At 38.6% G+C, this 24,028-nt stretch carries 22 protein-coding genes; 15 read left to right on the forward strand and 7 right to left on the reverse strand.

The window, feature by feature from the left end; all coding sequences use genetic code 11:
• Nucleotides 1-335: 335 nt before the first annotated feature.
• The 3 genes from msrA (at nt 336) to MWU78_RS17935 (ending at nt 3,962) form a co-directional block, all read left to right on the forward strand.
• Nucleotides 336-1,001, forward strand: coding sequence for a peptide-methionine (S)-S-oxide reductase MsrA (msrA, locus tag MWU78_RS17925; protein WP_247000281.1), 666 nt, complete (start codon nt 336-338; stop codon nt 999-1,001).
• A 240-nt stretch (nt 1,002-1,241) separates the two neighbouring features.
• Nucleotides 1,242-2,633: a DUF1080 domain-containing protein gene (locus MWU78_RS17930; RefSeq protein WP_247000282.1), complete on the forward strand. Its 1,392-nt coding sequence runs from the start codon at nt 1,242-1,244 to the stop codon at nt 2,631-2,633.
• Nucleotides 2,634-3,962: a Gfo/Idh/MocA family oxidoreductase gene (locus MWU78_RS17935; protein WP_247000283.1), complete on the forward strand. Its 1,329-nt coding sequence runs from the start codon at nt 2,634-2,636 to the stop codon at nt 3,960-3,962. It begins immediately after the preceding gene.
• A gap of 78 nt (nt 3,963-4,040) precedes the next feature.
• Here the strand turns inward: MWU78_RS17935 and MWU78_RS17940 are convergent, their stop codons facing one another.
• The 3 genes from MWU78_RS17940 to MWU78_RS17950 are packed head-to-tail and all read right to left on the reverse strand — an operon-like array spanning nt 4,041 to nt 6,720.
• Nucleotides 4,041-5,555, reverse strand: a complete 1,515-nt coding sequence (locus MWU78_RS17940; RefSeq protein WP_247000285.1) for a hypothetical protein — start codon at nt 5,553-5,555, stop codon at nt 4,041-4,043.
• Between the two features lie 42 nt (nt 5,556-5,597).
• Nucleotides 5,598-6,194, reverse strand: coding sequence for a hypothetical protein (locus tag MWU78_RS17945; protein ID WP_247000287.1), 597 nt, complete (start codon nt 6,192-6,194; stop codon nt 5,598-5,600).
• Nucleotides 6,178-6,720: an RNA polymerase sigma factor gene (locus tag MWU78_RS17950; RefSeq protein ID WP_247000289.1), complete on the reverse strand. Its 543-nt coding sequence runs from the start codon at nt 6,718-6,720 to the stop codon at nt 6,178-6,180. The genes MWU78_RS17945 and MWU78_RS17950 overlap by 17 nt, the downstream gene beginning before the upstream one ends.
• Nucleotides 6,721-6,863: 143 nt before the next feature.
• Between MWU78_RS17950 and MWU78_RS17955 the strand changes: the two genes are divergently transcribed.
• The 7 genes from MWU78_RS17955 to MWU78_RS17985 all read left to right on the forward strand — a co-directional run bounded on the left by MWU78_RS17955 (nt 6,864) and on the right by MWU78_RS17985 (nt 13,254).
• Entirely contained in the window at nt 6,864-7,772 is a 909-nt protein-coding gene (locus MWU78_RS17955; RefSeq protein WP_247000292.1) for an aldose epimerase family protein, read from the forward strand.
• A gap of 29 nt (nt 7,773-7,801) precedes the next feature.
• Nucleotides 7,802-8,362 (forward strand): DUF2911 domain-containing protein, encoded by a 561-nt coding sequence (locus MWU78_RS17960; protein WP_247000293.1) that lies wholly within the window; start codon nt 7,802-7,804, stop codon nt 8,360-8,362.
• 62 nt (nt 8,363-8,424) lie between these two features.
• Complete coding sequence (gene meaB, locus MWU78_RS17965) at nt 8,425-9,405, forward strand: methylmalonyl Co-A mutase-associated GTPase MeaB (RefSeq protein WP_247000566.1); 981 nt, start codon at nt 8,425-8,427, stop codon at nt 9,403-9,405.
• A 195-nt stretch (nt 9,406-9,600) separates the two neighbouring features.
• Nucleotides 9,601-10,314, forward strand: a complete 714-nt coding sequence (locus MWU78_RS17970) for a glycosyltransferase family 2 protein (protein ID WP_247000295.1) — start codon at nt 9,601-9,603, stop codon at nt 10,312-10,314.
• Nucleotides 10,315-10,953 carry a lipid-A-disaccharide synthase N-terminal domain-containing protein gene (locus MWU78_RS17975; protein ID WP_247000297.1) on the forward strand — a complete coding sequence of 213 codons (639 nt, stop codon included), beginning with the start codon at nt 10,315-10,317 and terminating at the stop codon, nt 10,951-10,953. It abuts the gene before it with no gap.
• Nucleotides 10,934-12,577: a glycosyltransferase family 39 protein gene (locus MWU78_RS17980; protein WP_247000307.1), complete on the forward strand. Its 1,644-nt coding sequence runs from the start codon at nt 10,934-10,936 to the stop codon at nt 12,575-12,577. The genes MWU78_RS17975 and MWU78_RS17980 overlap by 20 nt, the downstream gene beginning before the upstream one ends.
• Nucleotides 12,574-13,254, forward strand: coding sequence for a hypothetical protein (locus tag MWU78_RS17985; RefSeq protein WP_247000309.1), 681 nt, complete (start codon nt 12,574-12,576; stop codon nt 13,252-13,254). Before MWU78_RS17980 ends, MWU78_RS17985 begins: the two co-directional genes overlap by 4 nt.
• Before the next feature lie 62 nt (nt 13,255-13,316).
• On the opposite strand, the gene MWU78_RS17990 is transcribed toward MWU78_RS17985, so the two are convergent.
• The 3 genes from MWU78_RS17990 to MWU78_RS18000 all read right to left on the reverse strand — a co-directional run bounded on the left by MWU78_RS17990 (nt 13,317) and on the right by MWU78_RS18000 (nt 15,579).
• Complete coding sequence (locus tag MWU78_RS17990) at nt 13,317-13,886, reverse strand: phosphatase PAP2 family protein (protein ID WP_247000317.1); 570 nt, start codon at nt 13,884-13,886, stop codon at nt 13,317-13,319.
• Nucleotides 13,887-13,889: 3 nt separating this feature from the next.
• Nucleotides 13,890-14,117 carry a hypothetical protein gene (locus tag MWU78_RS17995; RefSeq protein ID WP_247000319.1) on the reverse strand — a complete coding sequence of 76 codons (228 nt, stop codon included), beginning with the start codon at nt 14,115-14,117 and terminating at the stop codon, nt 13,890-13,892.
• A gap of 97 nt (nt 14,118-14,214) precedes the next feature.
• The gene (locus MWU78_RS18000; protein ID WP_247000321.1) at nt 14,215-15,579 is read right to left on the reverse strand and encodes an MATE family efflux transporter; all 1,365 of its coding nucleotides are present in this window, start codon (nt 15,577-15,579) and stop codon (nt 14,215-14,217) included.
• A gap of 395 nt (nt 15,580-15,974) precedes the next feature.
• Between MWU78_RS18000 and MWU78_RS18005 the strand changes: the two genes are divergently transcribed.
• Nucleotides 15,975-18,581, forward strand: coding sequence for a PAS domain S-box protein (locus MWU78_RS18005; RefSeq protein ID WP_247000322.1), 2,607 nt, complete (start codon nt 15,975-15,977; stop codon nt 18,579-18,581).
• A gap of 91 nt (nt 18,582-18,672) precedes the next feature.
• On the opposite strand, the gene mazG is transcribed toward MWU78_RS18005, so the two are convergent.
• Complete coding sequence (gene mazG / locus MWU78_RS18010) at nt 18,673-19,446, reverse strand: nucleoside triphosphate pyrophosphohydrolase (protein WP_247000325.1); 774 nt, start codon at nt 19,444-19,446, stop codon at nt 18,673-18,675.
• Between the two features lie 104 nt (nt 19,447-19,550).
• Between mazG and MWU78_RS18015 the strand changes: the two genes are divergently transcribed.
• From MWU78_RS18015 to MWU78_RS18030, 4 genes are all read left to right on the forward strand, one after another.
• The gene (locus MWU78_RS18015) at nt 19,551-21,041 is read left to right on the forward strand and encodes a hypothetical protein (RefSeq protein ID WP_247000328.1); all 1,491 of its coding nucleotides are present in this window, start codon (nt 19,551-19,553) and stop codon (nt 21,039-21,041) included.
• 42 nt (nt 21,042-21,083) lie between these two features.
• Nucleotides 21,084-22,124: a DUF3500 domain-containing protein gene (locus MWU78_RS18020; RefSeq protein WP_247000330.1), complete on the forward strand. Its 1,041-nt coding sequence runs from the start codon at nt 21,084-21,086 to the stop codon at nt 22,122-22,124.
• Nucleotides 22,125-22,169: 45 nt separating this feature from the next.
• On the forward strand, nt 22,170-23,066 hold the full coding sequence (locus MWU78_RS18025) for an SMP-30/gluconolactonase/LRE family protein (RefSeq protein ID WP_247000332.1): 897 nt from the start codon (nt 22,170-22,172) through the stop codon (nt 23,064-23,066).
• 290 nt (nt 23,067-23,356) lie between these two features.
• A complete protein-coding gene (locus MWU78_RS18030; RefSeq protein WP_247000334.1) occupies nt 23,357-24,007 on the forward strand; it encodes a GDSL-type esterase/lipase family protein in 651 nt (216 codons plus the stop codon).
• The last annotated feature ends 21 nt before the right edge of the window (nt 24,008-24,028 follow it).

The raw sequence follows: 24,028 nt of genomic DNA on the forward strand, positions 1-24,028 counted from the left end.
GGTAAGCCTAGACCCTTTAAGGTACATTCCAAGTGTAAGTGGCAAATAAACCTGAAACCCAGCCAAAAAGGAGTAGTTCGTTCAACTATCACATTTCAACGAGTCTGAGGCTTTTGAAATTTGTATCCCTTGAATAAAAATGATATTCTAAAACTTTTAAAGAAGAATTCCGTAAGTATTCTTGAATTACAAACACTAAAGGTTAAAACAAAGAGCAAATATTGGAAAGCCTCAAATTTAATTCACAAAAAAAGGCAAGATTTTTGCAGCTTTATATTAATTGAAGAGAGGAGCATTAAGAAAATAGAACATTATAACAATAAGCAATTAACACCATGAGACTATTACAGATCATACTAGTGGGGGTTTTAGGATTAACCACGATTAGTTGTCAATCCAAAACCAAATCCCAACAAAAGAATGAAATCATAGCCAAGCTAACACCGAGTGAACTTCAACAGTATGAAACCGCCTATTTTGCCAGTGGCTGTTTTTGGTGTGTGGAAGCTGTTTTCGAAAGTGTAAAGGGTGTAAAGGAAGTTGTCTCCGGATATTCGGGTGGCAAGGAAAAAAATCCCACCTATGAGCAGGTTGGTTATGGCCGTACCACCCATGCCGAAGCGGTAGAGGTCTATTACGATCCCAAAGTAATTTCTTTTGAAACCCTGGTGAAAGTATTTTTTGGATCCCATGACCCCACTACATTAAATAGGCAGGGACCTGACAAAGGTGCCCAATACAGATCCATCGCCTTCTATAAAAACGACTCCGAAAAGAAGATCATAAACGACTATATTTCCATATTGGAGAAAGAAAAGGTTTATTCGGATCCCATAACTACTGAAGTAAAACCCTTTACGATCTTTTATAAAGCGGAGGACTATCACCAAGATTATGAAAAAAACAATCCCAATAATTCCTATATCCGAAACGTATCGGTACCAAGATTAAAACGATTTCAGGCAAAATTCCCGGACTTATTAAAGGATAAGTCGCATTGATTTCGATCAAAAATTAATCCCTTGTGCACATTGAAAGATCTATTTTAATCAACATCCTGGGAGAATCCAAAATACCCCATTAAGAAAGTCCATCAATAAAATAGGCCGCCAGCTGCAAGTTTGGCGGTCTTTTTTTGTTGTTTTCAACTTAACATTAAATGTCTTTTTTGATGTTAAGGTCTATAATTAATCACTTTTTTATACCTTTCAAGCATACACACTAAAAATATTATATCAAAAATGAAATTAAGATCAAAAATCCAATCCATCTTATTCGTCTCCATACTATTGGCTTCCCTATTAATAGGTTGTGCAGAGACAGAAAAAGACAACACTCCATGGATAAATTTATTCGACGGTGAAACCTTGAACGGCTGGAATCAAAAAGGGGGAAATGCAAAATATAAAGTGGTGGATGGTACTATTGTAGGAACTACTGTACACAACACTCCCAATTCCTTTATGACCACCGACAAAATGTACGGGGATTTTATCCTGGAATTGGAATATAAGGTAGATCCCTCCATGAATTCCGGCATCCAGATTAGAAGCAATAGCCTTCCTTCCTATAGGGACGGTCGGGTCCATGGATATCAAATTGAAATAGATCCTTCTGAAAGAGCTTGGAGTGCCGGTATTTATGATGAGGCCCGAAGGGGGTGGTTAAATCCGTTGGGAGATAATCCGCAGGCACAAAAGGCTTTTAAACAAAATGAATGGAACCATTACAGAATTGAAGCTATAGGGGATACCATAAAGACGTGGATCAACGACGTACCTGCCTCCTATTTAATCGATGATAAAACAGCAAGTGGCTTTATTGCGCTTCAGGTACATGGTATTGGCAAAGACAAAACAGAAGGAACCGAAATTGTTTGGAAGAATGTTAAAATACTTACGGACAACTTGGAAACCTATTCCAGGAAATCGCCCTTGACCCCTATTACCACTAAGAACAAGCTTACAGTGGGTGAAGAAAAAGACAATTGGAAATTGTTATGGGACGGGGAAACTACCAATGGATGGAGAGGAGCCCGTTTGGACGGTTTTCCAGAATCGGGATGGGAAATAAGGGAAGGTCTGCTTACCGTATTGCCTTCTGGTGGTGAAGAAGCCGCAGCTGGAGGAGATATTGTAACCACGGAACTTTATGGTGATTTTGAACTAAAGGTCGATTTTAAGCTAACGGAAGGTGCCAACAGCGGTATAAAATATTATGTCAACACCGACCTTAACAAGGGACCTGGGTCTTCCATTGGTCTGGAATATCAAATTCTGGACGATGCCCGCCACCCAGATGCCAAGTTGGGTAGTCATGATGGTAGTAGAACAGTAGCCTCTCTTTACGACCTTATACAAGCAGACACAAACAAACCTATTAATCCTATTGGGGAATGGAATACGGCCCATATAATATCCATCAACAACCATGTTGAGCATTGGTTAAATGGAACCAAAGTTTTGGAATATGAAAGAAAAAGCGATGACTATCGTAAATTGGTATCCGAGAGTAAATACGTAAAATGGCCCAATTTTGGAGAAGGAGACGAAGGACACATCCTTCTTCAAGATCACGGAGATCTGGTATCGTTCAAAAACATCAAAATTAAAAGTATAAACAAAAGCGAATAAATGAAAACTAGAAGAGATTTTATTAAAAAAACGGCAGCGGGTAGTGCTGCCCTTAGCTTGGGAGGATTGGTAATGCCAAGTATGGGCTACAGTAATATTTTAGGAGCCAACGACAAAATTAATGTGGCGGTAATTGGGGTGAGAAGCAGGGCCAAGGCCCACTTCGTTGCCATTAATCAAGATCCCAATGCCAAAATACTTTATAGTTGCGATGTGGACGACAAAATTCTGGAGGAACACAATGTATGGTGCAAAAAGAATATTGGTTATATCCCAAAAGTAGAAAAAGACTTTAGGAAAGTTTTGGAGGATAAGAATGTGGATGCCGTTTTCATTGCTACACCAGAACATTGGCATGCCCCAATGGCCATCATGGCCTTACAAGCAGGGAAACATGTTTATGTGGAAAAACCATGTAGCCACAATCCGCACGAGAACGAGCTCTTGGTTGCGGCACAAAAGAAATATGGCAAAAAGGTGCAAATGGGAAACCAACAGCGTTCCGCTCAAAGTTCCGCATTGGCCGTTAAAGAAATACGTGAAGGAATTATTGGAGAAGTATATAAAGGCGAAGCCTATTATTCCAGCAATAGGGGTTCTATAGGAATAGGCAATAAAATTGAGGTTCCAAACACATTGGATTGGGATTTATGGCAAGGACCGGCTCCTAGGGAATCCTATAGGGACAATGTACATCCATACAACTGGCATTGGTTCCGTACTTGGGGTACAGGAGAAATTCACAACAATGGTACCCATGAAATTGATATTTGCCGTTGGGCCTTAGGTGTAGACCTTCCCACAAGTGTAACCTCTTTTGGTGGTAAGTACACCTTTAAGGATGATTGGGAGTTTGTGGACAACCAACAGGTAACTTACAAATACGATGGTGATAAATTTATTACCTGGACAGGTCATAGTAGAGGCTTGATCAAACCAGAGCAGCCGGGAAGGGGAGCAACCATTTACGGAAGCAAAGGTACAATTACACTGAGTAGAAATGAATACAACCTTTATAATCTGGATGGCAGTTTGATAAAGAAAGTTGAAGAAGGGGTTGAAAGTGCCACCACCAATACCATGGGAATGGGCGGACTGGATGTAAATCACGTTCATAATTTCTTCAGTGCCATTCGTAAGGACACCTCGCTGAATTCAGATATCAATGACGCCAGTATTTCCACTATGCTCTGTCATTTAGGGAATATTGCCCAAGATGTTGGAAGAACCATACATATCAACCCAACCACAGGTAGGGTTAAAAATGATGATGAGGCCATGTCCCATTGGAAAAGGGAATACCAAAATGGATGGGAACCCAAATTATAATATGTAGATTTCAACTATATAAAACGGGGGATTTTCAATAGAAAATCCCCCGTTTATTTTATATATTAATGCTTCATATCACTTCAAAACAACTTCCGTAAATTTGGAATTAATAATAATGGATTTACCACTACTCTTGTTTATATGATACCCCTTACTTAAGGTATTATAACCATTTTTTGTTTTAACCATCTGCAGTTCCTTAGGGTAAACCAATTCCGAATTGCTACCGTTTACTGCTATATTAAATGCACTCTTAGGCAATACACAGCGCAATTCTGCATTATGCAAATCGATATCCAAATCGGTAAAATCCTTGGAAATAGAATTAATGGACAAAGGCCCGAAATTATTTTTAATAAAGGCTTTATTCAATAGGTTATCAATATTTACATCCGAAAAAGTGGCGCTAAGGGTCAGGTTTTCAACTTCTTTAATATTTACTTTATCAGAATAATCGGCCTTAAGTTGACCATAGTTCCATTTTTGGACACTTACAGGTGAATAAGAAACATCTATATTGGTTTTATCGCCATCAATGGTTGACGCCAATAAGGTGGAATAGGATAAAATGGCACTTAGGTTCTTTGTGCTTTCGGCCAAAATAACTTCACCATGTCTTACGTTCATCTTTATTTTGGTAGATTTTGGCAATTTGATATTAATGGTTTTCTTGACCTTAAAATTTTTATCCCCACCCTTTTTTATTGAATAAAAAACATTGGGTGCCGTAGGATGACTTTCATCCAAAAAGATAAATTCTCTTTTCATCCCGTCTACCGTATCGATCTCTATAGTAATGGTCTTGTTATCATTTCCTGATTCCCGTGCGTGTTGTCTCAACTCCATGGCGTTCTCCCTATGTTCTAGATTTTTTTCCTGTATTTCCACTCTTTGTTTTTGCAGGTATTTCAATTTCTCCAATCGCTCTTGTTGGGCATGTTCCCTATTCTTCTCCATTTCACTTCTTCTTTTATCAATCTCCGCCCGCTTTAATTCCATACGCCTGCCCCATTCTTCCATTTTTTCCTGATAATCCTTATTAAAACCCTTATCGAATTCCTTTTTCCACTTTTTCAAATAAGCTTCCCCATCCTTTTTATAAGCTTCATAATCAAAAGGTTGCATATTCATTGGAGGAAGTGGTGGCATGTCCAGCATTTCCGGTAGTTCTGGTAATTCTACCAAAGGTGAAATAGTATGTGCCCCTCCTACCCCATTCAATTGATCAAGAAAATCGATATCAAAATCTTCCGTACTATAAGTGATAAATTCTTGGCGCCCCAATGCTGTACTGATACTTATACTCTTGCTATTTCCAATAATTTTAATGGGTTCATTTTTGAAGTATTTCTCGGCCTCTTCCTCTGATACATCTTCCAATTCCACTACTGCAACAACATCTACCTGATTCTTGTTCCAAGTCTCAAATTCTATATCCGCATAACTGGTGTTGATTTCCAAAACCACATCATTGTTCACATTAAAGTTCTCATGAAACGTTTTGGATTTTTTTTGTGCATAAACACCACTCGTGCCAGCCATTAAAACTATGGTAGCAACCATTCCTATTTTCTTGAATATATTTTTCATCTGTACTTTTTTATTATCCTTATTTTAATCTTTACCTTTTTTTTAAACACTGGTAATAAGGTCATTTTCACCTTCCTCTTTACTTATCTTTTTTAGTTCTTGCAACTTGTCCCTTAGTTTGTGCAGTAACTGTAATCTCAATTGTAAATTTTTGATCAAAGCAGTTATTGTTTGGTCATTGGGACCAATTTCATTTAATTCGTTATTCAACTTTTTATACTCAACATTTAGTTCCTCCAACCGCTCCATAAAACTATCGATCAAGGCTTTGTTACGATCGGATATTTTTAATTGGGAGAGTTCTAAGTTTATATTGACCATATAATAATTCTCTACCTTTTTTAAATCGGGAGAAAGGTCACCGAGGGAAATGCCCTTTTCTTCAGGTATTGCGGTTCCCTTTTCAACTACCGTTGCATCCATAGGTCCGGGAACACTTAATTTTAAAAAAAACAGAGCCCCCAAACCAAAGAGAATTATTAGTGCAGCGGCAATTTTATATATTGGGAACGCCGCCCTTTTGGCCATAGGAAGTTCCTTTTCCATTCTTTTCAAAAAACGCCCTTCATGACCCTCCTTCATAGATTCCTTTGAAACCGAATCTATTCGCTTGAACATTTCTCTAAGATCCTGTGACATACTTATTTGTTTTTAATAATTCCTTTAACTGCCCTTTTCCTCTTAATAATCTTGTTCTGCAAGTGGAATAACTTATATCCAAGATTTCCGATATTTCACTGTGATCATACCCCTCCACCAAAAATAATTGCACCACATACCTATATTTCTCCGGTAATGCCATTATAGCATCCATCACCACTTTTAAGGTAACCGTATCATCTATAGACCAATCTTCATCCTCTACGGCCTTCATATACCCTTCATTTAATGCTACGGTCTTAAGCTGCTTCGATTTTAAAAAATCAATACTCTTATTTACTACGATCTTCTTTAACCAGGCTCCGAAGGTTACTTCACCCTTGTATTGATTTATTTTTTGAAAGGCCCTAATAAAAGACTCCTGCACAATATCTTCGGCATCATCCGGATTTTTCAAAAAACGCATGGCAACATAAAACATGCCCTGACAATACTGATTGTACAGTGATAACTGTGCTTTGCGATCGTTGCGTTTACATTGTTCTACTATATCAATCTGAAACATTTTGGCCAGTTTCTTTATTTTATTGAAGGGGGTTTAATTACTAATAATTTGCTCACTGTCATTCCTTATTACCTAAAGGACGAAGGAATATTTGTAATGTTGCAAAAAAGAGTATTTTTAACTTAAATATTAAAAGAAATACATTGAATCAAGTTACAATAAAAAACAATTTCATCACGCTGACCGTACTGGACTATGGAGCTATTATCCAAAAGTTGATATTAAAAAATAAAGATGGCGTGGATACCAATGTAGTGGTTGGTTTTGAGGAACCTGAAAAATATTTAGCCGATAACAAATCACTGGGTGCGTGTATTGGCAGATATGCCGGTAGAATTTCGAACAGCGGTTTTCAAATCAACAATACCAACTATCCGATCTTCTCTAAGGATGGCGTGCATTTACACGGAGGTAAGCAGGGATTTGGGAAAAGGTATTGGACCATAGACCAAGTACACGATGGGGAAAATCCATTTGTAAAGCTTAGCTATCTAAGCAAGGATATGGAAGAAGGCTATCCAGGAAACTTAAAAACCACTGTGACCTATAAGTTGGTAGATTCCTCACTATTTATTATCCATGAAGCTACCACAGACAAAGCAACCCCTGTAAACTTAACCAACCATTCCTACTTTAATTTGGATGGTGAGGACACAATAGACCATTACCACTTAAGACTGTCTTGTCCGGAATATCTGGAAACGGATGCCAAGCTTCTTCCCACGGGAAATATAGTTTCGGTTAAAAATTCCAAATATGATTTTTTGAGCATGAAAAGGATAGGAGAAGTTCGTTTGGACACGCCATTTGTTTTGGACTCCAGTTTAAAGGATGGAACGGTACTGGCTTCGGATATATCGGGTTTATCCATGGAAGTTATCACCAATCAACCTGGAGTGGTCGTTTATACTCCGGCGGCCTTTGCTGCAATATGTTTTGAAACACAAAATTTTCCTGATGCACCCAACCAACCGAACTTTCCAAATAGTCTTTTAAAACCGGGAGAAACCTATCATAATGAAACCGAGTTCAGATTTAGTTTCGTACTTTAGGTGTATAGATAACTACAAAATCCACAAATATGAAATTTCTTAAATGGCTAGTAATAGTTGTAGTAGTATTGGTTTTGGCATTTTTTTTATTTGGAAAATCCTATTTAAGGGAACAGACCAAAAAGAACAGTCCTGAGAAGACCGCTACTTACACTGAAAATGGATTGGACCTTGCCGTAAAATATAGTAGTCCATTCAAAAAAGACCGTGTTATTTTTGGCGAATTGGTGCCCTATGATGTAGTCTGGAGAACAGGGGCCAATGAACCTACCACTTTTACAACGGCTACCAATATTAGTGTTGGTGGCAAAAGCTTGCCCTCTGGAAGTTATTCCTTGTGGACCATACCCGGCAAAGAGACCTGGAAATTTATATTCAATAGTGAAATTCCAGAATGGGGCGTTACCATTTTAAGTGGCGGGAAAGAAACCACTAGAAACCCCGAAACGGATGTGGTAGAAATAAGCGTCCCTGTGCAGGAATTGTCACAAACAATAGAAAGTCTTTCCATAGATTTCGATGAAGCGCAACAGCTTTACCTAAGTCTCGCATGGGATAAAACAAAAGTTAGCGTTCCCATTAAAAAATAAGTTTGGCCAACAAGAAAAATACTGAGGGGAAAAGCATTTCTATAGTTAAAGCATTGAGAAAAATGAGTCCGTCCGTAGCTGAATTGACCCAAGGTATTTTAAAAGGGGATATAGCTGCTTTGGCCAGGGCCATTACATTGGTGGAAAGCACCAACAGTTCACATTTTCAAAAATCAAACACAATCATAGACCTGTGTCTTCCTCATAGCGGTAATAGCATACGCATTGGAATTACTGGAGTTCCCGGAGTAGGAAAAAGTACATTCATAGAGACCTTTGGAACCTACCTTACCGGAATGGGGAAAAAAGTTGCGGTACTGGCAGTAGATCCTTCCAGCTCCATAAGCAAAGGCAGTATTTTGGGAGATAAGACCCGAATGCAAGAATTGGTCAAGGACAAAAATGCTTTTATTCGTCCCTCCCCTACCGGTCATTCCTTGGGAGGTGTTGCCCGAAAAACCAGGGAAACCATAATTCTCTGTGAGGCAGCAGGATTCGATACCATTTTAGTGGAAACTGTCGGGGTAGGCCAAAGTGAAACGGCTGTACATGGAATGGTGGATTTCTTTTTACTTTTGAAATTGGCCGGGGCGGGAGATGAACTTCAAGGTATTAAAAGAGGCATCATGGAAATGGCAGATGCCATTGTTATCAATAAAGCCGATGGCAGCAACATTGAACAGGCCAATCTGGCCAAAGCTGAATTTACGAAGGCATTACATCTATATCCTCCCAAAGAAAACGGATGGACCACAGAAGTGCTTAGTTGTTCTGCCATACAAAAAACAGGAATATCAGAAATATGGAACCTAATCCAGACCTATATTGATTCTACCAACGCTAAGGACCATATAACCATAAAAAGAAGGTCTCAAAATAAATACTGGTTACTACAGACCATTGAGGACCAGCTAAAACAACAGTTTTACGGCAATAAAAATATAAAACTCCATTTGGATATTATGGTCAAGAAAGTAATTGATGGAGAAATATCACCTTTCACGGCGGCCCAGGAATTGTTGAACCTGGCCAAAGAACCCTAAAGACCTCCTTTTATATTAGAGGTTGAACAATATTTCAACAATAGGATAAGGTTATACTGGCGCATAAATAATACTGAACCTTCTTCTATTATTTCTTAATAATAAGATGAACATTCCAATGAGGCATAGGTTAACAAAGTTGATTATCTTTGGACCTTTAAATTTTAGATCTAAAAGTACTTATCCTTTTACAAAATGAGTTACGAATTCACCATAATTATTCCTGTCTATAATGAAGAAGATAATTTGGAACGTGTTGAAAAGGAGCTAAAGGAGTACTTGGCAATATGCACCAAAAAGGCCAAAGTGTTATTTGTAAACGATGGTTCCAAGGATAAAAGTCAACAGTTAATTGAGACTATTTGCCAAAGAAACGAAGCTTTTGGTTTTGTGAAATTTGCCAAAAACAAAGGATTGAGTGCCGCTATTAAAGCAGGTTTTGACCACGTAGACACACCCTTATTAGGATACATAGACTCCGATCTACAAACCTCACCCGAAGATTTCAACCTACTCTTGGAACATATTGATCAATACGATCTTGTAACCGGGGTAAGGGCAGATAGAAAGGATTCCTTTGTTAAGAATGCCTCATCTGCAGTTGCCAATAGTATACGAAGAGCATTTACAAATGACGGAATGGACGATACAGGATGTCCCTTAAAGGTCATAAAAACAGATTTTGCCAAAAGAATCCCAATGTTTAAAGGTTTACATCGATTTTTGCCCGCCATGATTTTATTGCAAAACGGTACCATTGTTCAAATTCCTATTCGCCACTTTCCACGTATGGCCGGAACGGCAAAGTTCGGTCTATGGAATAGGCTGCTGGGTCCGCTAATGGATTGCTTTGCCTACTTATGGATGAAGAAAAAATATATTAACTACGAGGTAGAGAAAATAGGATAAATGGCAAATTGGATGGTTTATGCTATAGGCTTTATTGCCCAAATACTATTTTCCAGTAGAATGGTGGTGCAATGGGTTATTTCGGAAAAAAACAAAAAAGTACTCACTCCAAGGCTTTTTTGGCAACTCAGCTTATTGGCATCGTTTCTATTGTTCGTATACGGATGGCTCCGTGATGATTTTGCCATAATGTTGGGGCAGGCCATTACCTATTTTATTTATATCCGCAACATTCAACTGCAGGGTGAATGGAAGAAATTACCCAAAGCTTTTAGGGTATTCCTTTGGATTTTCCCGATAATGATTATTGTATATGGATATAATAACAACTCCTACGACCTGAGGAATTTCTTCCAAAACGAAAATATTCCAACTTGGTTGCTATTGTTGGGAAGTATAGCACAGGTAATTTTTACCTTTCGGTTTGTATATCAATGGATATATTCCGAGAAAAAGAAAACCTCTAGTCTTCCTTTCGGTTTTTGGTTCCTTAGTCTGGTTGGGGCATCCTTAATTCTTACGTATGCCATTTTCAGGAAGGATCCTGTCCTATTTGCAGGCCATACTTTAGGAATGATCGTTTATTTAAGAAATTTATTTATCCTTAAAAATGAAGTTCATGATGTGGTTGAAAAATAATCCTATCGCTGTAATCTTCATAGCGGGTATCTCAATTTTCCTATTTCAACTTAATGTGATTCCCGTCACGATCATGGAGGCCAGGAATTTCATTACCGCAAGGGAAATGATTACCGAAGGCAATTGGTTATTAACAACCATGAACGAACTGCCGAGATATGAGAAACCTCCGCTACCTAGTTGGATCACCGCCATTTTTGGATGGATATTTGGTTTTGAAAACATTGCCGGACTAAGGCTACCGACCATGTTGATGGCTATATTTTTGGGATATATAGGGTATATATTTTCATTACAATTACTGAACAATAAAGGACATGCACTCATAAATGCACTTATTCTATTAAGTTCTTTCTATATAATCGTCATTACCATTGAGGCACCTTGGGATATTTACACGCATGGATTTATGCTGACAGGTATCTATTTTTTATATCATTTTTTTAAACTGCCCGAGAACAAATGGAAGAACAGCCTTCTTGCCGCAATTTTCATAGGTCTATCCTTCATGAGTAAAGGACCTGTTTCCCTTTACGGTCTCCTGCTGCCCTTCTTATTGGCCTATGGGTTTGTATTTAAATATAAGGGCTTTCGTGTTAACAAGAAATTTTTTCCCTTGGTTGCCATGTTAGTTCTGGCCGGTATTATTGGCCTATGGTGGTTTTTGTACGTTCGTCTCGCAGATCCCAATGCCTTCTTGGCCATAACAAAAAAAGAAACTGCCAATTGGTCCAGTTATAATGTTCGACCCTTTTACTATTATTGGAGCTTTTTTATACAGAGTGGCATTTGGACCATACCGGCCTTGATCAGTCTTATATACCCTTATCTTAAGGATAGGGTAAGCGACAAAAAATCATACCTGTTCACCTTTTTATGGACTATTTTTTCGGTAATTCTACTTTCAATCATCCCAGAAAAAAAGGCTAGATACCTTGTTCCTGTATTAATCCCCCTAGCCCTAAATACAGGGTTTTATATGGAATATGTCATCAGCAATTTTAAAAGCTCCTTTGTTCGGAAAGAAAAGATTCCCGTGTATTTCCATTTTGGTTTAATAGGACTAATAGATATTGCTTTTCCCTTTGTGGCCTACTTTATCCTAAAGGATGGTTTAGGTGATTTTTGGGGCTATTATACTTTATCCTCCGTGGTTCTTTTTACCATAGGAATTTTACTTTTTCTCCAATTGAGAAAAAAGCAACTTTTTACTTGCTTTATGTTGACAATTGCCTTGGTGGCCACCATAAAAACCCTGGCATTGCCATTGTCCGGAGCCATGGAAAAAAATTCTCATTACAACAGTATATCCCAATTAAATTCAAATATGCTGCAAGAGGGTGTTCCCACCTTTTGTTTTGGTGAAATTGCACCAGAAATGATTTGGGACTACGGTACAGCAATCCCCGTACTTAAAGGAGAAGAGGAAATTATAATTCCCGCCGGTAAAAAGTTTGGCGTTCTTGTAATCCCAGTCGAAGAAAATGAATTTAAACGTATCTTTGACCCCGAATATAGGCTTACGCTAAAGACCGTGTACGACCTAAATTACAATGCCGACCCAGGTACAAAAGGGCATAAAAACCGTTTGATAAGTAATTTATATATAGTTGAAAAACGATGATGGACATCTTTACAAAATTTGAAAAAATAGGATACAGTATTTTAGCCGTTATAATCCTGATAGGTTTGTATTTAGGACTTAATGACGACATTTATTTTGATGTTAAATACGCTCAGGAGGATGGACCGGTTGAATGGGGCACCGCCATAATGCTTTTTGGCATATTTATACTTTCACTATACCATTTGATAAGCTTGTGGACCGCTAAAAAAATATTATGGAAACTGGGGACATTCCTTTTTGTGGTTTTATTCCTATTTGCTGCAGGTGAGGAAATATCATGGGGACAACGAATATTCGGAGTGGAATCCAGCGAGTTTTTTATAGAAAATAATGCCCAAGGCGAAACCAACCTGCACAACCTTGTTGTAGGTGAAAAGAAAATAAACAAAATTATCTTCAGCCAATTACTATTTCTGGTAATGTTTCTTTACCTCATAATAACCCCTATACTCTTCAGAAAATTTAATTGGTTCAAGGATTTGGCCAATACATTTGCAGTGCCTATTGTAAAGTGGCACCACACCATAGCCTTTTTAGTGACAACCATTTTTATTGCCCTTAATCCGGCCAGTCGAAAATGGGAAGTGTATGAACTGGCCTTTGGCGCTATCTTTTTCTTGATTTTTCTTGGACCCTTGAACAAAGAAATCTTTGAAAGGGAACAGCCGGAATAAAATAAGGTCATGGACTTAATCCGCAAACAGGGGCCGAATTAACCCAAAACGAAAATTTTGAATCAATGATCGTATTTGGCCGTGAACTTTAATAATAGCTGCAGAAACAATCCCCCTAAGAACGATCCAATAATTATTCCTGTTAGGACATCCAACGGAAAATGCACCCCTATATAAATACGGCTATAGGCCACAACAAGGGCCCAAACAACTAGGAATATTCCAATATATTTATATTTGGGACGTAATAGGGAAGTAAAGAAAACAGCAACCGCAAAAGAATTGGCGGCATGGGCAGAGAAATATCCGAATTTTCCCCCACAGGAACTTTTTACCAACCGCATCAGCCCATTTAATGAGGGATCATGACAAGGTCTTAAACGCTGTACCCCATACTTGAAAAAATTAGCCAATTGATCCGTTACCAAAATGAGTAATGCAATGGCAACAACGGTCATAATAAGACGCTTTAGCCCATAGGCTCTATAGGTGAAAAATGCCAGTAATCCATAAAGGGGAATGGAACTGAATTTATTGGTCATAAAAAGCCAAAAACTGTCCCACTGGGAAGTGCCCAAGTTATTGAGGAACAGAAACAACTCCTTGTCGTAGTGCACCAATTGGTCTATCATAGCTTACTCTTGATATCTAGATATTTCCCTGTCATAGAAGGCCGTCGCTTGTTCAATTAAATTTTCGGCCTCCTCTTCCAATTCCTTTTCATCGTCTTGGGTAAAATCTTCCAACCATTCTACCTCGTCATTTTCCAGATTTATGATGAATCTCGGGTACTCCGTGTGAACCACAAAGATAGCAGTTGGATAATCTGTATTATCTCCTAATAAAAATTTTGGGAATTCCATAGTATAACTCTTTTTCTAAATATCGCTATTGCAAAAATTTTGCTTTATTGGCAGATACCAATCTTTTAACTTTACTAATTAATTCTTAATCACATAGTTAACCAATCATTTTCTTGGTCAAATAATTAAATCGAATATACAACATAATGGCCGATGCCGTAAGTCCGGCCAATAAGCCTATCCAAATCCCCGTACTCTCCAATGGAGTATATAATCCAAGATAAAAACTAATGGGAAAACCGATCATCCAATAGGCCACAAAGGTAATCATGGTAGGTATCCTCACATCTTGCATACCCCTAAGGGCACCCAGCACCACCACTTGCAAACCATCGGAAATCTGAAATACCGCGGCTACTAAAATTAATTGCGCCGCAATAAGTACTACTTCGGTATTATCTGCCATATTGCTGGCATCTCCAAGATCCAAATATATGGTGGGCAACCAGTCCTTCAATATCACAAAGGCAATGGCAAATATTATTTCCAATATTAGGGTAAGCAGAAAAATAGACTGTGCAATGCGCCTTAAGTCTTTAAAACTCCCCAATCCCTTTTGATTTCCTACACGTATCATGGCAGCGACACCTAGACCCATCCCCACCATAAATGTCATACTACTTAGGTTTAATGCAATTTGGTTGGCCGCCTGTGAATTCTTGCCCAAAACACCACTTAGCCAAATAGCCGCAGTAAATATGGCCACTTCAAAGAACATCTGTAAGGCCGAGGGAAACCCCAGGTCTATAATTTTCTTCATGACCTTTTTCTCTATAGCTCTAAAATTAAAACCGGTAACGTATGCTTGGAATTTCTTCTTGTTTTTCAGTAACACCCAAAGAAAAATGACCATAATGATACGGGAAATCAAAGTGCCCCAAGCAGCGCCTACAATACCCATTTTAGGGAATCCCAAAGAACCAAAAATCAGTAGGTAATTCAAAATAATATTTACAAAGTTGGCAATTACAGTAGCGTACATGGGGTACTTGGTCTGTGACAATCCCTCAGAGAATTGTTTAAAGGCTTGGAATATAATTAGGGGAACCAAAGAAAACGCCACTAAATCCAAATAGGGCATAGCCAATTCCACCACTTCTGTAGGTTGCTTCATGAGAAACATCACCGGCTTGGCCAAAAGTATAATGCCAAAAAGTGAAAACCCCAATAGAGTACATAACAACAATCCGTGTTTTAGCGCACTCTTTCCATCGGCCACATTGCCCGCCCCATCAGCCTCTGCTACCAAAGGTGTAATGGCCGTAGAAAACCCTATGCCCAAGGACATGGCTATGAACACAAAACTGTTTCCCAAGGAAACCGCTGCCAATTCCGCTGTTCCCAATTGCCCTACCATAATATTATCGGCAAATTGTACAAACGAATGCCCCAACATCCCCAGAATAACTGGAAATGAAAGGGATAAATTATAACGAAACTCCTTTGTATATTTCTGCAACAAGACGCTTTAATTTGAAGGGGCAAATATAAGGGTTAGCTTTGGTTTTAGAACAATGGATTTTTCCATTTAAAACCATTAATTATATAACGAACCCTATTCGTTTTCTGCGAAATTAATTACCTAACCAAAAATAAAATAATTCTAAATGACCAATGTCACCAAACTTCCTGTTTTATATTTTTAAATTTCTTCCCTTAGATTTCACTACAGTTCCAAAGTGCAAGAAAAGTATGTTAGAATGCAAAAAAAATACCCTATATTGAAAAAATAACAAACAATATGGGGGCTAGATGGCAAGTTGTTAGGTTATTAATACGAGGTTTGAAAGAGAAATACTACCCTACCTGTAGACTTAGCATATCCGCATATATACAAGTAAAAAATATTCCCCCAAAATGAATAAACTTGAAAAATCTACCAAAAAGAGGTATCTCTTTTTTATTACCACCATTGTTCTAAGCATAATTTTAGCGGTATTATTTTTCCAAAATCGGATTGATATTCTAATGTCGGATGTAGGTCTAATTAACATCGCGGGAAGACAGCCCATGCTTAGTCAGCGTATCTCGAAACACGTGTTTGCTTTAAACATGGACAAAGGCGTTATAGCCAATAAAGTTTATCTAGATAGTCTAAAGGCTTTAACCACGGAATGGCAAAATAATGAGAATTACCTTATTGCGGCCAACGAAGGCCTACCAAATTCTGAGAAAATTGACGCTTTATTCGCTGCCTCGCAGCCCGGTACCACCAAACTTTTGGATGCTGCCCTTAAAATTCTCGATCATCCCAACAGTCCTGATGTCCTGGGTTCCAGTATAAACGCCATAAGACAAGAGGAATCAACGGTGCTGACAAGTATGAACAATATTGTGTTGGAATATCAAAACACAATAGAGAAGAATCTTACTGATCTATACAAAATCACTTATCTTATTGCTCTTATCATTGCAATGATAATCATTGGTCAATTTATCCTTGTCTTTTTACCGCTGATAAAAAAGCTTAATAAAAAGTCCAAATCTATTCAACTCGCCAATACAGCCCTGGAAGCTTCCAATAAGGAAATACAAGAAAAAATGGATCAGGTTTTTGACCTTCAGGCAGATCTGCAGGTAAGGGAGGAATACAACAAGATTTTTATTGACCAAGCACCCAACGCCATGGCCATGTTTGACAATGATATGAAGTTCCTTGCGGCATCAGATCGTTGGAGGAGCGACTATAATATAACCGATAAAGAAATTACAGGTAAGTCCCTTTACCAGATTTTTCCGGAAATCGAAGAAGAATGGAGAAAAATTCACCAGGATTGTCTTGCGGGGGCTATACATCACGAGGATGAAACCACCTTTAAATGGCCAGATGGTAGGGTACAGTGGCTTTCTTGGGACATAAGACCATGGTTTGTTTCCGCCGATAATATTGGGGGATTGTTAATCTATACTTTGGACATTACCACTATTAAGGAAAGGGAAAAGGAAAAACTCCGTATTGAGGATATCCTACACAAAACCAACGAAGTGGCAAGAATTGGTACTTGGGAAGTGGATATCATAAGTGGCAAAATTCATTGGAGTACAGTAACCTGTGAAATACATGATGTGCCGCATGATTATGTACCAAAACTTGATACGGCCATTAACTTTTTCAAAGAAGGTGAAAGTAGGGAGAAGATTCAACAAGTTGTGGAAAATGCTATTGAAAAAGGTATCCCATATGATGTGGAAGTGGAATTAATAACCGCCAAAGGCAAAAGCCGTTGGGCACGTGCCATAGGTCAGCCTGAAATGGTAAATGACCAATGTGTAAGGTTATATGGGGTGTTCCATAACATCAATGATATTAAAGTTGCAGAAAATGCTCTAAACAGGGCCAACGGGGAACTTACAGCTATTTTTAACGTAAGCCCTATTTCCATTATTGGAACCGATCTTAATGGATTAATTACCCACTTTAACAAAGGCGCCGAGAACTTATTGCAATATTCAGCCTCCGAAATGATCGGGAAAAAGACCCCAGAAATCATACATTTGCGCGAAGAGGTGGAAAAACATGGCAAGGAGTTATCAGATATATTTGGCAAAACTATTAGTGGCTTCGATGTTTTTGTTGAACATGCACGGCGCGACAGTTTTGAATCCATGGAATGGACCTATGTGCGTAAAGATGGTACACATTTTCCGGTACAATTAATTACAACTGCTATTAAAGGTCCGAAAGGAGATATAAACGGATTTCTTGGGGTCGCCACAGACATTTCTGAAACGGTAAATAACCGTAAAAAGTTAATTGAAGCGAAAGAAAACCTTGAAGTGCTCACTAAAAAACTTACGAACCAAAACCGCCAATTGGCAGATTTCGCACATATAACCTCGCATAATTTACGGTCACCTGTAGCCAACTTGCAAACACTATCCAGTTTCTATAAAGAATCAGAAAGTGAGGAAGTGCGAAGCGAATTATTTGAGAAATTCGAAATTGTAATCGGTCATCTTTCCTCTACATTAAATACCTTGGTCGATGTTATCCAGACCACAGACCAAAGCTCTAGGGTAACTCAAAAATTATCTTTTGAAAAAATATTGACTAAAACCCAAGAAATAATATCGAGTCAGATAACACAATCGGGAGCAATAATAAAAAGTGATTTCTCAAAAGCACCAACGGTTGTTTACAACGACATATATCTTGATAGCATTTTTCTAAATTTGATTTCCAATGCCATTAAATACAAATCCAAAGATCGAACCCCGGAAATTATGGTCGAAACCAAGATTGAAGGAGGTTCAACCATACTAATGGTGACCGATAACGGTCTAGGTATAAATATGGAAAAACACGGCCATAAACTATTTGGTTTGAACAAAGTCTTTCACAGCCATCCTGAAGCTAAGGGGGTTGGACTTTATATGACCAAAATACAGGTTGAAGCTATGGGAGGTTCCCTTTCAGCAACCAGTAAAGTGGGAGAAGGATCTACCTTTACCGTAATGTTTTAATTTATTGGAGCCCCTAGGTACAAATTCAATTAAAAATAGTATTGGAAGGTATGTTGATCTTATTCGGTAGTATACAGAATCTGCATAAACATTAAATGGTCTTGGCTTCCTCCCAAAAAACATCCATTTCCCCAAGGGTCATGTCTTTTAAGGCCTTGCCATTTTCCTTGGCTTTGTTTTCCAAATATTGGAATCTTTTTATAAATTTCTTATTGGTCCGTTCCAGTGCATTTTCAGGGTTAATATTCAAAAATCGGGCATAATTTACCATAGAAAACAGCACATCCCCAAACTCTGCCTCCATGGCATCCAAATTTCCATCCTTAACCTCTTCTTGGAATTCCTCCAGTTCTTCCTGTACTTTTTCCCATACCTGTTCCGGTTTTTCCCAATCAAATCCAACTCCGGCTACCTTATCCTGAATCCGATTGGCCTTGACAAGAGCGGGAAGCCCCTTGGGAACTCCTTCCAAAACACTTTTTTTGCCTTCTTTAAGTTTAATTCTTTCCCAATTCTGCTTAACTTCTTCTTCATCTTTCACCACAACATTTCCATAAATATGTGGATGTCTATTGATCAGTTTGTCACAGATATCATTGGCAACATCGGCCATATCAAAGTGATTGGTTTCACTTCCAATTTTAGCGTAAAACACAATGTGCAATAGAACATCGCCCAATTCCTTTTTTATTTCCTCCAAATCATTGTCCAAAATAGCATCGCCCAATTCATAGGTTTCTTCGATGGTTAAATGACGTAAGGTCTGCATTGTTTGCTTTTTGTCCCACGGACATTGAGCTCGCAATTCATCCATAATTGTGAGTAGACGATCAAAGGCTTGTAATTGGGATTCCCGAGAATTCATAAGGTTGACTTTTGAACAAAAATACAAAGTCTGTATGGTTCCAACACTGGTATGTTCCGAGTTTTTTAGCTAACTTTAATTCCTTACTTTCGGACCAAACCAATATGACCCATAAAAAAATAATTTTATCACTAGCCATTATTGGCTCCATACTTATATCATGGACATTTCAGTTGGATATGGGCATATTCCAAGGCCATGGGGATATTGGTGAAGTAAAACATAAGGGGTCACTGGAATTCAATCATAACGATAGTACTTATACCATTTCAGCTAGTGGGACCAATATGTGGTTCAATAACGATCAGTTACATTATGTTTGGAAAAAAATGTCAGGGGATGTTGCCATGACTGCCGATATTGAGTTGTTGGGCAAAGGTGTTGATCCACATAGAAAAGCTTGTTTAATAATCCGCCAAAACTTGGAACCGGGCTCGGCCTATGCCGATGTGGCCGTTCATGGAGATGGCATGACCGCAATCCAATATAGGGAAGTGGATGGAGATATCACCCGAGAACTTCAGTCCAACATCAAATCTCCTAAACGGGTCAGAATTGAAAAGGTGGGCGACTATGTCTATATGTCCCTCGGCAAAGCGGATGGAGAATTAAAATCATCGGGTAGCGCCATAAAAGTCCAGTTTAAAGCGCCTTTCTATATAGGACTTGGTGTTTGTTCCCATAACAACGATGTAGTGGAAACTGCCAAATTCTCCAAAGTGGTGTTGGAAAAATTGCAAGCAAAGCCAGACTCATTTAAAAAATTGGAAAGCACCCTGGAAATTATTCCGATAGCCACTTGGGACAGAAAAGTCGTTCTCCAATCCGAAAAACGTTTGGATGCACCAAATTGGACACCGGATGGAAAGGATTTGATATATAACAGTATGGGACTACTATACCAGATTCCTACTGAAGGGGGTGATCCCAAATTAATCCCCACAGATTTTGCACAAAAAATCAATAATGACCACGGCGTTTCACAAGACGGTAAGATGTTGGTAATAAGTGATCAGACAGAAACGGGAAAATCATTGATCTATACACTGCCTATTGAAGGTGGTGTACCTAAAAGAATAACTCCCAACGGTCCTTCATATTGGCATGGATGGTCTCCAGATGGCCAAACATTAGCCTATTGCGCAGCGCGAAATGGCAATTATGACATTTATACCATTCCCGTTACTGGAGGTGAGGAAACCAGATTGACCACCGCTGAAGGACTTGATGACGGTCCGGATTACTCTCCCGATGGAAAATACATCTACTTTAATTCTGCCAGAAGCGGAACTATGCAAATATGGCGTATGAAGCCTAACGGAAGTGAACAGGAACAACTTACCACGGATGAGTACCATGATTGGTTCGCACATCCATCCCCGGATGGAAAATGGTTGGTCTATATTTCCTTTGAGCCAGATATTCCAGCAAATTTGCATCCCCAAAACAAAGATGTAATGCTTCGATTAATGGACCTTGAGACCAGGGAAATTAAAACTATCGCCAAATTGTTCGGTGGACAAGGCTCCATAAATGTACCCTCTTGGTCACCTGACAGTAGCCGCTTGGCTTTCGTCAGTTATCGATTAAAATAAAATTTAATTAAACCATAGATAATAATAAACCAATTTAGACAAATGAAACCTAAAATGACCCTAAAAAAAATAATAACCACTTCATTGATTCTATTCCTTTTTGGAATGCTACCCGCTCAGAACGTGCTACAAAAGGCCAATACTTTTATTAACAGTTTATCTGAGGAGATAAAATCCAAAACCCTATTCGACTTGGAGGATTCCGAACGTTTTAATATGAATTATGTCCCCATTCCCAGGGCCGGGGCAACCTTCCATGATTTTAATGAGACTCAAAAAAAAGCGGCACTGGACTTACTAAGGGCCTCCTTGAGCGAAGAGGGTTTTCGCAAGTCCCAAGAAATTATGGAACTGGAAAAAGTATTGAGAATTATTGAAAATGACGATGACGATAAAATGCCTGACGGAAGGCCTAGGCGCGACCCTTTAAATTATCACTTTTGTATTTTTGGCAATCCATCCAAGGACCAACCTTGGGGATGGAGATTTGAAGGACACCATCTCTCCTTAAATTTCACTTCCACCGATGGGATTATAAGCTCCTCCACCCCCACTTTCTTTGGGACCAACCCAGGCATTGTACGTAGTACGGAATACAAGGGCAAAGAAGTACTGAAAAAAGAAGCGGAATTGGGTTTTTCCCTTCTTCACTCCATGACCCCAGAACAATTAAAAACCGTCGTATTTACAGAAGTTGCCCCACACGATATCATTACCACAACCAAAAGAAAGGTAGAGCAACTGGAGTCCTTAGGAATCGCATATCGGGACCTAACCAATAACCAAAAGAAAACTTTCATGGAACTTCTAAACCTGTATATGAATAATTACGAACTTGAATTTGCTAACGGATTTAGGGACAAAATAAACAAATCGGGAATAGATAATTTGACATTTGCCTGGGCAGGAAGCCTTGAGCCCGGTAAGGGACATTACTTCCGAATTCACGGTCCTACCCTACTTATCGAATACGATAACACACAGAACAACGCAAACCATGTACACACTGTAGTAAGAGATCTAACCAATGATTATGGGGAAGATGTATTAAAGGCCCATTATGAAAAAGAGCACCAACATTGATTTCTAAAAAATTAGACCTTGAGTTTTACGCCTTAAAATAAGTAGATGAAAAAAGTTATAAAATTATTTTTAGTACTACCTATTCTGTTTTCCGTATCCTGCAAATCGTTACAAACATCCTTAATTGCCAAGGATGCCAAAGTACAATTGGTAGCTACCGATTATACATTTACCGAAGGGCCGGCCGTTGCTCCCAACGGAGATGTGTTTTTTACGGACCAGCCCAATGACCGGATACTTAAGTGGTCTGCAAAGGATAAAGCCGTATCTGTATATATGGAACCATCAGGTAGATCAAACGGACTCTATTTTGACCACCAAGGCAATCTATTGGCCTGTGCAGATGATAAAAATCAACTTTGGAGAATAGATTCCCAAAAAAATATCACGGTCTTAATTGAGGATTTTGAAGGTAGCAAATTGAACGGTCCCAATGATTTATGGGTAGACCCCAAGGGAGGAATTTATTTTACTGACCCTTTTTATAAACGTCCCTATTGGACTCGCTCTGGCAAAGAGATAGAGAAAGAAAGGGTTTACTACCTTACTCCCGATCAAAAGGATATTCTTATTGTGGCCGAGGATTACATACGGCCTAATGGCATAATAGGCAGTAAAGATGGCTCCCTTTTATATATTGCCGATATAGGTGATAAAAAGACCTATTCCTATACCATAAATCCCGATGCCAGCCTAGGCAATAAAACCCTATTTGCCAATATGGGTTCGGACGGAATGACCATGGACAACCAAGGTAATGTTTACCTTACAGGGGATGGGGTTACCGTCTTTGATCCAAAAGGGAAACAAATATTACATATTCCCGTAGATCAAAAGTGGACGGCCAATGTAACCTTTGGAGGAAAAAACCAAAAAACCTTATTTATAACAGCCATGACCTCATTGTATACTTTGGAAATGAATGTAAAAGGAATTAGATAAAATCTTCCTTTTGTTTCAGTGTTTCCTTTAAGTGTAATTTGTTAAATTGGAAATGGTGCTGATTTAAAATAAATTAGCTCCAAAATCCATAATAACATTAGCCACTGATTATAGAGAAACGCTCTTATAGAAAAGGTAAGATGCGCAAAAACTTTAGTTCCAGGAAAGCACTCCTGACATAATCTCAACTAAAGCTCAATTTTACGATTAGCGAACAACCAAAATCCCCTATCAAAAATTATTTGACGGAAGTGATAAATATTATAACTTAACCACGAAATTAAATGAAAATGAAATTGAAAAAACTTATAATTTTAATCTTATTATTTACGGCCTTTACTTACGGTCAGAAGGCCCCGGCCTTTCAAAATGAGGTGGTGGCCTTGCAGCAAAAGTATGACACCCTTTGGGATTCTTCAAAACAAACCATTGTGTTCGCGGGAAGTTCTACTATTCGGATGTGGAAAAATTTGGAATCTATGTTCCCGGAACATCAAATCGTCAACTCCGGCTTTGGCGGCTCACAGTCGTCCGATTTATTTCATTATTACAATGAGCTTATTTTGAGATACAACCCTAGAAAGGTTTTTATCTACGAGGGCGATAATGATATTGCCTCCAAAAAAAAGACAAGGGAAATTATCGACAACACCCGTAAAATTATTGATAAAGTAAGGGAAAGGGATAGCATGACCCAAATAGTCATTATTGCGGCCAAACCCAGTATTTCCCGTTGGCATTTAAAAAGAAAATATATAAAATTGAACAGGCACTTTAAAAAACTATGTGAAAAAGAAAGTACCCTGGAATATGCCAATGTATGGGATGTGATGATGGACGATAAGAAAGTAAAACAGGATATTTTTCTCGGTGATGGACTTCATATGAACAGTAAAGGGTATGATTTGTGGTTTTCCGTCATCCAACCCTTTATGAATTAACGTTAATCAACCGTAAGCCCA

Source organism: Arenibacter sp. F26102, assembly GCF_023015865.1.
Lineage (GTDB): Bacteria > Bacteroidota > Bacteroidia > Flavobacteriales > Flavobacteriaceae > Arenibacter.

Excerpts from the sequence above, each read along its gene's own strand:
- msrA (WP_247000281.1), top strand. The coding sequence starts at position 336 with ATGAGACTATTACAGATCATACTAGTGGGGGTTTTAGGATTAACCACG.
- MWU78_RS17930 (WP_247000282.1), top strand. The coding sequence starts at position 1,242 with ATGAAATTAAGATCAAAAATCCAATCCATCTTATTCGTCTCCATACTA.
- MWU78_RS17935 (WP_247000283.1), top strand. The coding sequence starts at position 2,634 with ATGAAAACTAGAAGAGATTTTATTAAAAAAACGGCAGCGGGTAGTGCT.
- MWU78_RS17940 (WP_247000285.1), bottom strand. The coding sequence starts at position 5,555 with ATGAAAAATATATTCAAGAAAATAGGAATGGTTGCTACCATAGTTTTA.
- MWU78_RS17945 (WP_247000287.1), bottom strand. The coding sequence starts at position 6,194 with ATGTCACAGGATCTTAGAGAAATGTTCAAGCGAATAGATTCGGTTTCA.
- MWU78_RS17950 (WP_247000289.1), bottom strand. The coding sequence starts at position 6,720 with ATGTTTCAGATTGATATAGTAGAACAATGTAAACGCAACGATCGCAAA.
- MWU78_RS17960 (WP_247000293.1), top strand. The coding sequence starts at position 7,802 with ATGAAATTTCTTAAATGGCTAGTAATAGTTGTAGTAGTATTGGTTTTG.
- meaB (WP_247000566.1), top strand. The coding sequence starts at position 8,425 with ATGAGTCCGTCCGTAGCTGAATTGACCCAAGGTATTTTAAAAGGGGAT.
- MWU78_RS17970 (WP_247000295.1), top strand. The coding sequence starts at position 9,601 with ATGAGTTACGAATTCACCATAATTATTCCTGTCTATAATGAAGAAGAT.
- MWU78_RS17975 (WP_247000297.1), top strand. The coding sequence starts at position 10,315 with ATGGCAAATTGGATGGTTTATGCTATAGGCTTTATTGCCCAAATACTA.
- MWU78_RS17980 (WP_247000307.1), top strand. The coding sequence starts at position 10,934 with ATGATGTGGTTGAAAAATAATCCTATCGCTGTAATCTTCATAGCGGGT.
- MWU78_RS17985 (WP_247000309.1), top strand. The coding sequence starts at position 12,574 with ATGATGGACATCTTTACAAAATTTGAAAAAATAGGATACAGTATTTTA.
- MWU78_RS17990 (WP_247000317.1), bottom strand. The coding sequence starts at position 13,886 with ATGATAGACCAATTGGTGCACTACGACAAGGAGTTGTTTCTGTTCCTC.
- MWU78_RS17995 (WP_247000319.1), bottom strand. The coding sequence starts at position 14,117 with ATGGAATTCCCAAAATTTTTATTAGGAGATAATACAGATTATCCAACT.
- MWU78_RS18005 (WP_247000322.1), top strand. The coding sequence starts at position 15,975 with ATGAATAAACTTGAAAAATCTACCAAAAAGAGGTATCTCTTTTTTATT.
- mazG (WP_247000325.1), bottom strand. The coding sequence starts at position 19,446 with ATGAATTCTCGGGAATCCCAATTACAAGCCTTTGATCGTCTACTCACA.
- MWU78_RS18015 (WP_247000328.1), top strand. The coding sequence starts at position 19,551 with ATGACCCATAAAAAAATAATTTTATCACTAGCCATTATTGGCTCCATA.
- MWU78_RS18020 (WP_247000330.1), top strand. The coding sequence starts at position 21,084 with ATGAAACCTAAAATGACCCTAAAAAAAATAATAACCACTTCATTGATT.
- MWU78_RS18025 (WP_247000332.1), top strand. The coding sequence starts at position 22,170 with ATGAAAAAAGTTATAAAATTATTTTTAGTACTACCTATTCTGTTTTCC.
- MWU78_RS18030 (WP_247000334.1), top strand. The coding sequence starts at position 23,357 with ATGAAATTGAAAAAACTTATAATTTTAATCTTATTATTTACGGCCTTT.